Source organism: Haladaptatus sp. HS23, from assembly GCF_056892285.1.
The window spans coordinates 546,643-560,253 of record NZ_JBXGLH010000002.1; the positions used below are offsets into that span (position 1 = coordinate 546,643).

Genomic DNA, 13,611 nt, shown 5'->3' on the forward strand with positions numbered 1-13,611 from the left:
GGCGCGGTTAAGGGTGCTGAACCCGGTCAAAGGTTCCCAAACACGTCGTCGGCGTCGGCGAGATAGTCCGCTAACTCCTCTTCGCCGTGTGCGAGCGAGAGGTGGTGGCGCTTGTACGGGTTCGGCGTGAAGAAGTGGCCGCGTTCGCGCATGCCCGCCGCGAACTCGCGGAATCGCTCCTCGTCCAAGCCGAGGATGTCCTCGTAGTTCTCCGGTTCCTCCGTCACGCCGAACTGGACGCTGAAGATGCTCCGGTGGCCGACGACCCGACCCTCGATGTCGTGGTCCGAAAGCAGGTCCCGGAGTCCGTCCCGATACTCGTCACCGAGGTCGGTGACGTGGCGCTGCACGTCCTCCTCGACGATGGTGTCGAGGGTTTCACGCGCCGCGGCGAGTCCGGGTAGGTTGCCAGAGTACGTCCCGCTGATGACGACGCCGGATTCGTTGTCGCCGCCCGCCTGCCCGAGCAGGTCCTTTCGCCCGCCGATTGCCGCGACGGGATAGCCGTTTCCGAGGGCTTTCGCCACGCAGGTCAAATCGGGCGTGACGCCGAACTCGCCCTGCGCGCCGTGCGGCGAGTGACGGAAACCGGTGATGACTTCGTCGAAGACGAGCGGAACGTCCGCCTCCCGCGTCACCTCGCGGAGCGTTTCGAGGAACTCCTGTCGGGGCAGGATGCACCCGACGGAGTGGGGAACGGGTTCGAGGATGACGGCCGCGAGGTCGTCGCCGTGTTCGCGGAAGGCCTCCTCGACGGCCTCGTCGTCGTTGAACGGGACGACGAGCGTGTTCTCGACGGCGGACGGGAGCATTCCCTCGGATTCGGGGTATCCCCCGCCGAGTTCGTCCTCCGGCGGGTAGACGCTCACGTCCACGTAGTCGTGCCAGCCGTGATAGCAGCCTTCGAACTTCAGGATTTTCTCGCTGCCCGTGTGTGCTCGTGCGAGCCGAATCGCGTGATAGGTCGCCTCGCTCCCGCTGTTGCAGAAGTTGACCTGCTCGACGCCGGGGAGGAGGGAGGTCAGTCGCTCGGCCACCTCGACTTCGAGGGGGGCCGTTCCCGCGCCGTAGAGGACGCCGTCGCCGATGGCGCTTCGCGCGGCGTCGTCCACCCGGTCGTACGCGTGTCCGAGGATGATGGGGCCGAATCCGAGGTGATAATCGGTGTACTCCTCGCCGTCCACCGTGGTCAGCGTCGGCCCCTTCGCTCGTTCGAACGCGACGTCACCCGTGTCGTAGGCCTGCGCCCGGAGTCCGGTCTGTGCGCCGCCCGGAATCACCTCGCGGGCGCGTTCGACGATTCGCTCGCTTCGCGTCGCGTCGGTTGTAGGGTCCGAATTCATCGATTGTCGTTGTTTCCGTCAGTCGTCGCCCGTGATAGTGTTGGGTGTGTCACCCGCGTCGATGCTCTTGTCGTCGGCCCACACGCCGGTGCCGAAGTCGATGGCGTCGTTCCACTTGGCGACGAGCGTCGTCACCGCGAGGTCGCCGGTGATGTTGTTCATCGTCCGCATCCGGTCGAGCAGCGGGTCGATGCCGAGGACGAACGCGATGGCCTGAATCGGCAGGCCGACCTGCGTGAACACGACGGTCATCATGACGATGCTCGCGCCCGGAACGCCCGCGGTTCCGACGCTGGCGATGAGCGCCGTGACGAGGATGCTCAACTGTTCCGAAATCGTGAGCGTCTTCCCGACCACGTTCGCGGTGAAGATGGCGGCGATACCGAGGTACATGGCCGTTCCGTCCATGTTGATGGTCGCACCGAGCGGCAGGGAGAAACTGTACACCTCCTGGTCGATGCCGAGGTTCTCGTCCGCGTTCGACATCGTGACAGGGAGCGTCCCGCTCGACGAGCGGATGCTCAACGCCGTCACCATGGCGTCCTTCCCGCCACGGATGAACTCCATCGGGGATTGACCGACGAGTCCGCGGACGATTACGAGGAGGTACACTATCGATATCTGGAGGCCGATGGCGATGGCGAGCGTGGCGAAGAGTTTGAACAGGGAGAGGATGGCTTCCGGTCCAGTCTTCGCGAACAGCGCCGCCATCAGCGCGAACACGCCGATGACGCCGTACTCCATGATGCCCCAGACGATTTTGAACATCACTTCGGCACCCGCCTCGACGACGTCGAACGTCGTCTGAACGCCGTTGTAGACGTCCGACCCCTCTTCGGCCTCGTCGCGGACGACGGTCAGGCCGATACCGAACGCCAGCGCGAAGAAGATGACGCCGAGGATTTTCCCCTCCGCCATCGCGCTGAACGGGTTCTCCGGGACGATGTTGAGGAGGACGCTCGCGAGTCCCGACGCCTGTTTCGTCTCGACGGCCGGTTTCGCCAGCGCGTCCTTGAGGTGCAACCCGACACCGGGGTCGATGAGGTTCGCCACGCCGAGGCCGATGGCGATGGCGACGGCCGTCGTGAGGAGGTACAGGAAAATGACCTGCCCGCCGACCTTGCCGAGGTTCTTCGGCGAGAGGTTCCGCGCCGCCATGATGAGGGTGAAGACGACGATGGGAACGATGACCATCTTCAACAGCCGGACGAAGAGGTCGCCGAGCGGTTGGAGGTTCGTCGCCGGTTCGCCGACCACGAGTCCGACGACGGACCCGAGGACGAACGCCGCCGCGATACGGTAGATGATGGCGACAGACCGGTAGCGCCGCCATGCCTGTTGGACAATGCTTGCCATACGTCTCCAATAGTACTCAAAAACAGTGCAAAAATACTTCGGTTCGGCTCAAAATATGGAAATAAATTCCAATAATGACTATTATATTGGATTGATGTAGTTTTCACCGAGATAGAACAGACGATCGTCGCTGGTAGCTATTGTCCGTCATTTTCCCGGTTGGAGCCTCGTTTGTCGCGTTCTCATCCACGCCGATACCGTGTTCACTCGCTGGGAAAGTCGGCAAAACAGAACGTTTGTAAGCGTGGAAATATAGTGAAAGAAAACCATCTTACTCCCGCTTCGCCCCCGGATTCGTCACCGCGCCAGTTCCACCTTTTTCCGCGGTCGGAAGCAGAATCCAGCGTGAACCGCGCCGGATTCTGCTTCTCCCTCGAAAAATCTGGACCAAAAGCCGAGAAACCCCGCTTCCGTCGCTCCTTTCAGTCACTCCGTCGGGAGATTCTCGGCCCGCTCACTCGACTCACGGCTTCGCCGTTCGTGTTTCGAGGCGCAGAGCGCCTCGTTCGTTCGCGGAAACGAATCGGCGCTTACTCCCGCTTCGCACCCGGATTCGTCACCGCACCGTTGGCCGCGGAGCCGAACGTCTCGCCGTATTTGGCGAGGACACCGGACGTGTATCGCGGGTCGTTCGGTTCCCAGTCGTCCAGTCGAGCGTCGAGTTCCTCCTCGGAGAGGCCCACGGAGAGTTCGCGGTTCGGGATGTCGACCGTGACTTCGTCGCCGTCCTCGACCACCGCGATGGGGCCGCCGTCGCGGGCCTCCGGGGCGACGTGGCCGACCATCGGGCCGCGGGTCGCGCCGGAGAACCGCCCATCCGTGAGGAGCGCCACGTCGTCCTCGTGGCCCTGTCCGACGACGGCCGCCGTCACGCCGAGCATCTCGCGCATGCCGGGACCGCCGCGCGGACCCTCGTTCCTGATGACTATCACGTCACCCGACTCGATGTCGCCTTCCTGCACGTACTTCATCGCGTCCTCCTCGTTCTCGAAGACGCGGGCCGGGCCGCTGTGGTGGAACGTGTCCTCCCCCGTGACCTTTAGGACCGACCCGTCGGGCGAGAGGTTCCCCTTCAGGATTTTGATGGCCCCTTCCTCGTGGAACGGGTCGTCGACGGGGCGGAGGAAGTCGGCGTCCGACTCGCCGGAAACTCCCAAGTGGTCCAGTTCCTCCTCGATGGTGCGACCCGTCACGGTCATGGCGTCACCGTGGATGTAGCCCCCGTCGAGCAATCGTTGGAGAACGACGGGGATGCCGCCCTCGTCGTGGAGGTCCTTCATGACCCGCGTACCGCCGGGTTGGAGGTTGGCGATTTTGGGCGTCCGACTCGAAATCTCGTCGAAGTCGTCAATGTCGAGTTCGATGCCGGCCTCCGCGGCGAGCGCGAGGAGGTGGAGGACGGCGTTGGTCGAACCGCCCATCGCAACCTGCATCGTGATGGCGTTCTCGAACGATTCCCGTGTCAGGATGTCCGACGGCTTGCGGTCGTTTTCGACGGCGTCCAGTACGAGTTCACCCGCTCCTTCCGCGACTTCATACCGTTCCGGCGATTCGGCGGGGGGACTGGCCGAACCGAGGGGTGCGAGGCCGAGGGTTTCGCTCATGGTCGCCATCGTGTTCGCGGTGAACATCCCGCCACAGGACCCCGCGCCGGGACAGGCGTCGTGTTCGAGTTCGACCAACTCGTCCTCGGTCATGTCGCCGTGGGCCACCGCGCCGACGCCCTCGAAGACGTTCTGAACGGTTACTTCCCGCCCTTCGTGTTCGCCGGGGAGAATCGACCCGCCGTACAGGAAGACGGTCGGCAGGTCAGTACGGATGGCCGCCATCATCATACCCGGAAGGTTCTTGTCGCACCCCGCGACCGTGACGAGGGCGTCCACGCGTTCGCCGAAGGCGACGAGTTCGACGCTGTCGGCGATGACCTCCCGCGAGATGAGACTGGCCTTCATCCCCTCCGTCCCCATGGAGATGGCGTCGGAAATCGTGATGGTACCGAACTCGATGGGCATGCCGCCCGCCTCGTTCACGCCGTCGATGGCCGCCCCGGCCACGTCGTCCAGATGGACGTTACAGGGCGTGATGTCGGCCGCCGGGTTCGCCACCGCGACCATCGGCGAGGAGAGGTCGTCGTCGTCGAACCCCATGGCACGGAACATCGACCGGTGCGGCGCGCGTTCCGGTCCCTCCGTCACTTCTCTGCTTCGCAACGACTCGTCTTTCTCTGTGCTGTTGCTCATGACTGTGAGTATGGGTAACGAAGTGTGTTAAAGGCTCCCGAATCGACAGACCTTGCTGTCGAATCCGTCGCACGGTTCGGCGGGGTCACGCTCGATGCCGTCCGTACGTGACCGACCAACCCGTCGGTTTGAGGACGCGCCACGCGAGGGGCGGACAGAACAGCGACGTGGGCGGTTGCTCCATCGTCATCACCCGAAGGAACGCGGCGGACAGCACGTCGTCGGTGTGCGCCTTGCGAAGCAACCGGGAGAGATACCGACCGATGAAATCGGTACCGCGTGGTTTGGAACCGGTCGTTCGTTCGAACCCGAAATCGTTCCCGACTGCCAGTAACCACGCGGTATCGATGACCGACGCGGCGCGGTCGAAAAAGCGGAGCGCGAGACGGTCCCGACCGCCCGCAGACATGGTGTGGTGGAGTACCAGCGCTTCGAGCGCGGCCACCGATATACCCTGCGCGTACACCGGATTGTAGCTGGCTATCGCGTCACCGACGACGAGTAGTCCCTCGGGAAATCGGTCGAGCTTTTCGTAGCGGTATCGCCGATTGGACGGGAACGGATAGCGGTCGATGCGCTCGGAAACCGGCGGGTGGTCGTCGAGTAACCGCTTCAGTTCGGTGACGGGAAGGCTCCCGGCGAATTCCGAGAACTCCTCGAAATCCGTCGGCGGGACGTCACCGTGGACGCCGTTCACGTTCACCACCCAGCGGTCACCTTCCACGGGTGCGGCCATGCCGCCACGAGTGCGGGGCGAGGACGGCGGCACGAGATACGTCCGGAGGTCGTCGGGCGGTCGGTCGATGAACGTCGTGCTGTACGTCACGTCGATGCGGACCGTATCGAGCGGCGGCGACGTGTATCCGTGGCTCACCAGCCAGTTCGGCGTTCTGCTCGTCCGGCCGGTGGCGTCGACCACCAAATCGGCGTGTAATTCCGTCCGCTCGGTACCGTCACGAACGGCGATACCCTCGACAGTCGACACCGTGTCGTCGTGGAGGTACTCCGTAAACTGGCAGTTCGGGCGTACCAGCACCCGGTCGAGTTCGGAGACGTGTCGTCGGGCCACCTGCTCGAACAGCGGCCGACTCGCGGAAATCGTCTCCATGCGGTTCGGCCCGTGGGCGAGAAAGTCGCCCTCGCTGTAGAAATTCACGTCGGTGGAGAAATCGAGGACCGTTCCACCGGCCGAGACGACGTCCTCGCTGAATCCCGGAAACAGGTCCTCCAGCGTCGCTCGCCCGGCCTCCATGAGCGCGTGCGGTTGGCGTCCCTGTGGTACGCCACGGCGTGCAACCGGTTCGTTGGGGAACAAATCCCGGTCGATGACCCTGACCTCCTCGAACCAATCGGTCAGCACCCGCGCGGTAACCAGACCGGCCATACCCGCTCCGATCACCACCGCCGTCCCGCTCCTGTCGGTCGATTTTGCGCCGTCGTACCGTGGAACGGTTGCCAAGGTCATGCGGACATCCCTCCCCATCGTAGGCTTCGTCGAGGTGTATGTTAACTGTTACCACGCAAAATGACGTCGGAGGGTCGACGATGCGGCGGCGCTCACTTCTGTTCGGAGAGAATTTCGTCCACCAACTCCCGCGCCCGTTCGACGTGTTCGTCCGCTTCCTCGCTGCCCGTCCCCTCGACGTGTGAGAGCAGTTCGTCCGCCTGCGAGACGCGCTTTTCCACGACCGGTTCGGGTGCGCCTCTGGCGTCCCCGACGACCGCTTGTGCTTCGCCGAGATACTGGCTCGGGCGGGTAGCGACCGGCAGGGACGCCGTCGCCTCTAACTGGCCGTACAGGTCCGCGACGAGTTGATGAAGGTCGGTGATGGTCGTGGTTCGTGGGGGTCGAAAAAGAAGTTATTCCTCGCCGGTTTCGATGGGAGCCCGGACCAAGTTCCCCCACTCGGTCCACGACCCGTCGTAGTTGCGCACGTCGTCGAAGCCGAGCAGTTCGTGAAGCGCGAACCACTCGATGGACGAGCGCTCGCCGACGCGGCAGTAGGCGATGATGGACTCCTCCCCGTCTACATCGTGGTCGGCGTACAGTTCGCGCAGTTCGTCCGCCGACTTGAACCGTCCGTCGTCGGCGAGGACCTGTGCGACCGGGACGTTGCTCGCGCCGGGGATGTGGCCGCCGCGCTGGGCCGTCTCCTGCAACCCTTCGGGAGCGATGATTTCGCCCGTGAACTCTTCCGGGGAGCGCACGTCAACGAGCGGCAGGCCGGATTCGATGGCCTTGTCCACGTCGTCCTTGTACGCCCGAATCCCCTCGAAGGGACCGCGGGCGTGGTACTGCTGTGCCGAGTGGTCGGTGACCTCTTCGGTCAGTTCGTAGTCGTTTTCGACCCAGTAGTCCTTCCCGCCGTTCAGTACGCGGGCGTCCTCGTGGCCGTAGTATTTGAACTCCCAGTAGGCGTACAGCGCGAACCAGTTCGGAATCCACCCGTCGCCGTAGAAGACGACGGTGGAGTCCTCCGTGATTCCGGCGTCGCCCGCCACCTCCTCGAAGTCCGCTTTCTTCAGGATGTCGCGCTCGGTTTCGTCCGAGAGGTCCTCGTCCCACTGCAACCCGATTGCGCCGTGGATGTGCCCGTCGTCGTAGCGCGACGGGAAGTCGCTGTCGGGCGATTCCGGGCTGTTCACCTCCACCAACCGGTAGTCGGGGTCGTCGCTCTCGAACGCCTCCCTGTGGTCTTCCACCCAATCCGCCGAGACGAGAACGTCGTGTTCGTACTCTGGCATCGAACTCTGGACGACGCCGCCCGGCAAAACTCTCTCGGCCAGCACGAATCGAGGGAGACTGTGTCTACCATCAGGACTACTTTCGTGCTCGACGTGGTTTCGCGTATGTCACGCACCTCGATACGCCAGATGGTTTCGACGCTCCGGGAGTCACGGGAGGCGATTCACGAGGGACGAATCGCCATCGCCGAAGCCAACGTCGAACTTCGAGCGCGGTACGACCGCGCCCAGCGTCGAATCGACGACATCGACCACGCCATCGGCTTGCTTCGAGAGGACGGTCCCGACACCGACCTCCGCGAGCTGTTCGAACTGCTCGGCAACGACGATACGTCCACCCGACGCGCCGCCGCCGACCGAACGGACGGCGAGGCCGTCGTTCCGTCACGCTGACCCTCTCGACGGAAACACGTGCCGTCCGAGTCGTCCCGTTCCTCCCATCGTTTTCGTGTCACCGTCGATCTTTTCGACGCTGTTTTACGAATCTGGAAGAATTGTTTGGTATACAAGAACTGAACTACCGTCATCTGGAACTGAAGGACGGGAATGGAAAACATAAGCGGCAAATTTATAAACAATACCTCTTATCTTCTACGCACAGGAGAGCCAGTTAATGTCCGAGGACTTACCCAAACACGGCACGGTAGAATCCGATTACGAGAGAGAGGACTACCATCGCTTCGAGACGATAGCCCAATTCGACCGCGAGGAGATTCGGGGGGTCGCCCGATGACGCTCGGCACCAATCACGACTGGTGGCCGGAGCACCTGAAGGTGGAACTCCTCGACGAGAATGCCCGGGACGTCGGCCCGATGGACGAGGAGTTCGACTACGCCGAGGCGTTCGAGTCGCTCGACCTCGACGAAGTGAAGGCGGACATCGAAGACGTGATGACGACGTCCCAGGACTGGTGGCCGTCCGACTACGGCCACTACGGGCCGCTGTTCATTCGGATGGCGTGGCACAGCGCAGGGACGTACCGCACGTGGGACGGCCGCGGCGGCGCGTCCGGCGGACGCCAGCGCCTCGCCCCTATCAACAGTTGGCCGGACAACGTGAACCTCGACAGGGCACGCCGACTGCTCTGGCCGGTCAAGCAGAAGTACGGCCGCGCGCTCTCGTGGGGCGACCTCATCGTGCTGACCGGGAACGTCGCGCTGGAATCGATGGGCTTCGAGACGTTCGGCTTCGCCGGCGGCCGCGAGGATTCATTCAAGGGCGACGACGCGGTCAACTGGGGTCCCGAGGACGAATGGGAAGGCGCCTCCCTGGACCGCTTCGACGAGGAGGGCGACCTCGGAGAGCCGCTCGGTAACACCGTGATGGGGCTCATCTACGTGAACCCGGAAGGCCCGCAGGGCGAGCCGGACACCGAGGGGTCGGCTCACAACATCCGCGAGACGTTCGGAAACATGGCGATGAACGACGAGGAGACGGTGGCGCTCATCGCGGGCGGTCACACCTTCGGGAAGGTCCACGGCGCGGACTCCGGCGACCACCTCGGTCCCGACCCCGAAGCCGCACCCCTCGAAGAACAGGGTCTCGGTTGGGATAGCGACCACGGCGAAGGTAAGGGTCCGGACACCATCACCAGCGGCATCGAAGGACCGTGGACCACCGCACCGACCCAATGGGACATGGGCTACATCAACAACCTGCTCGACTACGAGTGGGAAGCCCACAAAGGCCCCGGCGGCGCGTGGCAGTGGCGGCCGGTCGACGAGGAGGCACAGGGAACCGTCCCGGACGCCCACAACTCCGACGAGTCGGTCGACCCGATGATGCTCACCACCGACATCGCGCTCAAGAGGGACCCCGACTACCGGGAAGTCCTCGAACGCTTCCAGAACGACCCGAGCGTGTACCAAGAGGCCTTCGCGAAGGCGTGGTACAAGCTCATCCACCGCGACCTCGGCCCGTCGTCCCGGTTCCTCGGTCCGGAGGTCCCTGACGAGGAGATGATATGGCAGGACCCGCTGCCCGAAGCCGACTACGACCTCATCGGAGAGAATGAAGTCGCCGAACTCAAGCAGGAACTCCTCGATTCGGAACTGTCCGTCTCCGAACTGGTCAAGACCGCTTGGGCGTCGGCGTCGACGTTCCGCGGCAGCGACAAGCGCGGTGGCGCGAACGGCGCGCGCATCCGCCTCGAACCGCAGAAGAGCTGGGAGGTCAACGAGCCCGAGCAGTTGGCGGACGTTCTGGAGACCTTGGAAGGGATTCAGGAGGACTTCAACGGCTCGCAGTCCGACGGGACGAAAGTATCGCTCGCCGACCTGATAGTTCTGGGCGGCTCCGCGGCCGTCGAGAAGGCGGCTGCCGACGCCGGATACGACGTTGAAATTCCGTTCGAACCGGGACGAACGGACGCCACGCAGGAACAGACCGACGTCGAATCCTTCGACGTGCTCAAACCGGAAGCCGACGGGTTCCGGAACTACCTCGGCGGCGAGCACGACCGTAAACTGGAGGAGATTCTGGTCGACGAGTCGGAACTGCTGGACCTGACCGCGTCCGAGATGACGGTGCTGATCGGTGGCATGCGCACGCTCGGCGCGAACTACGAGGACAGCGACCTCGGCGTCTTCACCGACGAACCGGGGACGCTGACCAACGACTTCTTCCAGACCCTGCTCGGCATGGACTACGAGTGGGAACCGGTCTCGGACGACGAACAGGTCTTCGAGCTACGCGACCGGGAGACGGGCGAAGTCGAGTGGGAGGCGACCCGCTTCGATCTCGTTTTCGGTTCGAACTCCCGACTCCGAGCCGTCTCCGAAGTCTACGGTGCCGACGACGGTGAGGAGAAGTTCGTGAGCGACTTCGTCGACGCGTGGAGCAAAGTGATGAAACTCGACCGCTTCGACCTCGAGTAACCGCAGTCACGACTCGCCGTGTCGATGACCGTGTACCGCGTCTCGATGTCGCGTAATCACGGTCCCGACAGGGTCTCACGGAAGTGTCGTGACGGCTCTACGAACCGGCGTGCCGACATTTTTCTCGCGGCGTTCGAGCGAATCCATTATTTCGATTTTTCGATTCCGCGCGCGAAGCTGTTAGAGTCGATACAGAACTGCGCTTCGGGAAAGGTTGATATGCCGACGTTTCACATTCGTATTCGATGACAGGAGAGTTTTCCCTCGAAGCCCTCGCACGCCTCCCGGAGTTCAACCATCCGGCGGCGTCACCCGACGGCGAACAGGTCGCCGTCTACTACGACGACACCGGCCGCAACGAACTCCACGTTATCGACGTGGCGTCGGGCGAGATGCGGCAGGTGAGCGACGGCGAGGTTCCGCGAAACGCGCGGCATCCGTTCATGTGGGCACCGGACGGCGAACGCGTTTACTTCCATCTCGACGATGCCGGCGACGAGCAGAACGACATCTGGGAGATGGACCTCGATGGCAACGCCGCGCCGGTCGTCGAGGACTCCGGACAGTGTCTGCTCACCGACGTTCACGACGGGAAATTGCTCTACGTGAGCAGCGTCGGCGGGCAGATGAACCTCTACGAATACGACCGTGAGACGGGGACGAACGAGCGACTCACCGAGTACGAGTTGGGCGTCTATTTCGCGTCCTACGGTCCCGACGGCGACCGGATGGTCTACATGACCAACGAGTCGGACGACATGACCAACATGGACGTGTACGTCGCCGACGCCGACGGGTCGAATCCCCGGAACCTCGAACTCGGCATCGACGGCAGCGAGAGCCACTTCGAGGATTGGTCGGCGGACGGAACGGAACTCCTCGTCTCGGACGACGCGGAGGATAAGACCCGCTGTGGTATATACGACTTCGAAACGGAGTCGGTCGAGTGGTTCGGCGACGGCGAACACGTCGAGGAGGCCGTCGCGTTCCTCCCCGACCGAAACGGCTTCCTCGCGCTTCGGACGCGCCGTGCCGCCGTCGTTCCGTTAGTGTACGACTTCGACGGAACCGTGACGGAACTCGACCTCCCGACGGGTGTCGCCTCCTTCTCCAGTTACGGCGATGCCGCCCTCCTCGGCGACGGACGCGTGCTGGTCGAAGAAACGACGCCGACACGGCGCCCCGCGCTGCTCGTCCACGACCTCGAATCGGGCGAAACCGAAACGCTCCTCGAACCGGTCTACGGTGATATCGACCCGGAAACGTTCACCGACGCGGAGTACGTCACGTTCGAGTCGCACGACGGGACGGAAATCGGCGGCCTGCTGTACGACTCCGGGGAACGCCCGTCCAAAGCGGTCGTGAAGGTCCACGGCGGCCCGCCGGTACAGGACCAGCGGAACTTCAAACGGCGGACCCAGTTCTTCCTGAACCGCGGCTACACGGTTCTCGAAATCAACTATCGTGGGTCGGCGGGTCGCGGACGCGAGTTCAAAGAGCGCCTCATCGGCGACTGGGGCGGCGGCGAACAGGACGACGTCGCCGAGGGAGCGCGATGGCTCCGCGACAATGACTGGATAGACGAGGACGAAGTCGTCGTGTACGGCGGGTCCTACGGCGGCTACAGCGCCTACTGGCAGATGGTCCGGTACCCCGAACTGTATTCTGCGGGTATCGCGTGGGTCGGCGTCACCGACCTCCACGACATGTACGAGAACACGATGCCGCACTTCCAGACCGGACTGATGGAGAAGTACCTCGGCGACCCCGAGGAGAACCACGACCTCTACCGGGAACGAAGCCCCATCGAGTACGCGGAAAACCTCAGTTCGCCACTCCTGATGGTCCACGGCGTCAACGACCGTCGGGTGCCGGTTTCACAAGCTAGACTCTTCCGCGACGCGCTGGAAGAAGACGGCTTCGAGGAGGGAGAAAACGGCGACTTCGAGTACGAGGAACTCGGCGAGGAGGGACACGGCAGCACCGACATCGAACAGAAGATTCGGTCGATGGAACTCGTGGCCGACTTCCTCGACCGTCGGGTGGCGACGAACTGAGTACCGTCTCAGCGGTCGTGGACGACCGCCAATCCGCGTGCCGTCGTCCGCTCGAACTCGGTCGGCCACCCCTCGACCACTTCTCGCCACGTCGTCCCGGCGTCCTCGGTTCGGTAGATGCCGCGGTTGTTCACGGCGTACAGTTCCCCGCCCGAGTCGCCCGACCGGAAGACGGTTCGGGTGACGCCCTCCCCGGTCGGAAGGCCGTCCAATCGCTCCCACGGTTCGCCGTCCCGTTTTCGCGAGACGATGGAGTCCGCGGAATCGGCGTTGTGGGCGGTTCGCGGTCCCGTCGCGCTGGAGAGGAGGACGGTGTCCGGGTCGTCCGGTACGAGGGCGACGCTCCAGCAGTAGCGACGGTCGAGTCCCTCCTGCGGGTACTCCCACGTCTCGCCACCGTTTTCGGATTCGGCGTAGCCGTCCCCGGCGGCGGACCAAACTTGCCCCGGTGCATCGGGGTGGGTCGTCAAGGAATGGTTGTCGATACGGGCGGTCGGCACCTTGTCCTCCCACGTCTCGCCCGCATCGTACGTCTGGACGAGCGCTCCCGCTTCGATGCCGACGTAGAGGTGGTCCGGGTCATACGGGTCGGGTTCTATCCACCGGACGTGATGGGTGTGGGGTCGGGGTGGAAAGGACCAGTTCGGTTCGGAGGGAAGGTCGGTCAGTCCGTCGCGGTGTTCCCACGACTCGCCGCCGTCCGTGCTTCGATAGACCGCGCTGGGTTCCGTGCCGACCCACACGGTGTCCGGGTCCGAGGGGCCGACGGCGAGCGACATCACCGACTCGGGAATCGCCCCCTCGCCGACCGATTCGAACGAGTCGCCGCCGTCCTCGCTTCGGAAGAGACCGGCGTCGAACGTGCCACAGAAGACCCGTTCGCCCGCCGCGGCGACGCACTCCAAATCGTGGTCCGTCAGCCGAACGGAGGAGGTTCCGCTTTCATCGACGACGAACAGGCCGTTTCGCATCGCGGCGTACAGTCTCATGGTT

At 63.8% G+C, this 13,611-nt stretch carries 10 protein-coding genes; 3 read left to right on the forward strand and 7 right to left on the reverse strand.

The features are described 5' to 3' along the window. Positions 1-26: 26 nt before the first annotated feature. The 6 genes from AC1XDK_RS09090 to AC1XDK_RS09115 all read right to left on the reverse strand — a co-directional run bounded on the left by AC1XDK_RS09090 (position 27) and on the right by AC1XDK_RS09115 (position 7,684). Entirely contained in the window at positions 27-1,343 is a 1,317-nt protein-coding gene (locus AC1XDK_RS09090) for an aspartate aminotransferase family protein (protein WP_483349522.1), read from the reverse strand. A gap of 18 nt (positions 1,344-1,361) precedes the next feature. Continuing rightward, positions 1,362-2,699: a dicarboxylate/amino acid:cation symporter gene (locus tag AC1XDK_RS09095; RefSeq protein WP_483349523.1), complete on the reverse strand. Its 1,338-nt coding sequence runs from the start codon at positions 2,697-2,699 to the stop codon at positions 1,362-1,364. Positions 2,700-3,229: 530 nt separating this feature from the next. Beyond that, a complete protein-coding gene (gene ilvD, locus AC1XDK_RS09100) occupies positions 3,230-4,939 on the reverse strand; it encodes a dihydroxy-acid dehydratase (protein WP_483349525.1) in 1,710 nt (569 codons plus the stop codon). Between the two features lie 85 nt (positions 4,940-5,024). Next, on the reverse strand, positions 5,025-6,404 hold the full coding sequence (locus AC1XDK_RS09105; RefSeq protein WP_483349526.1) for an FAD-dependent oxidoreductase: 1,380 nt from the start codon (positions 6,402-6,404) through the stop codon (positions 5,025-5,027). 92 nt (positions 6,405-6,496) lie between these two features. After that, a complete protein-coding gene (locus AC1XDK_RS09110; RefSeq protein ID WP_483349864.1) occupies positions 6,497-6,769 on the reverse strand; it encodes a DUF8152 family protein in 273 nt (90 codons plus the stop codon). A gap of 30 nt (positions 6,770-6,799) precedes the next feature. Next, a complete protein-coding gene (locus tag AC1XDK_RS09115; RefSeq protein ID WP_483349527.1) occupies positions 6,800-7,684 on the reverse strand; it encodes a sulfurtransferase in 885 nt (294 codons plus the stop codon). Between the two features lie 105 nt (positions 7,685-7,789). Between AC1XDK_RS09115 and AC1XDK_RS09120 the strand changes: the two genes are divergently transcribed. The 3 genes from AC1XDK_RS09120 (at position 7,790) to AC1XDK_RS09130 (ending at position 12,618) form a co-directional block, all read left to right on the forward strand. Beyond that, positions 7,790-8,077 carry a hypothetical protein gene (locus tag AC1XDK_RS09120; RefSeq protein ID WP_483349528.1) on the forward strand — a complete coding sequence of 96 codons (288 nt, stop codon included), beginning with the start codon at positions 7,790-7,792 and terminating at the stop codon, positions 8,075-8,077. Positions 8,078-8,413: 336 nt separating this feature from the next. Further along, positions 8,414-10,561: a catalase/peroxidase HPI gene (gene katG, locus AC1XDK_RS09125; protein ID WP_483349529.1), complete on the forward strand. Its 2,148-nt coding sequence runs from the start codon at positions 8,414-8,416 to the stop codon at positions 10,559-10,561. A 245-nt stretch (positions 10,562-10,806) separates the two neighbouring features. Further along, the gene (locus AC1XDK_RS09130; protein WP_483349530.1) at positions 10,807-12,618 is read left to right on the forward strand and encodes a S9 family peptidase; all 1,812 of its coding nucleotides are present in this window, start codon (positions 10,807-10,809) and stop codon (positions 12,616-12,618) included. Between the two features lie 8 nt (positions 12,619-12,626). Here AC1XDK_RS09130 and AC1XDK_RS09135 read toward each other — a convergent pair whose 3' ends face one another. Next, the gene (locus tag AC1XDK_RS09135) at positions 12,627-13,607 is read right to left on the reverse strand and encodes a WD40/YVTN/BNR-like repeat-containing protein (protein ID WP_483349531.1); all 981 of its coding nucleotides are present in this window, start codon (positions 13,605-13,607) and stop codon (positions 12,627-12,629) included. Positions 13,608-13,611: the final 4 nt, after the last annotated feature.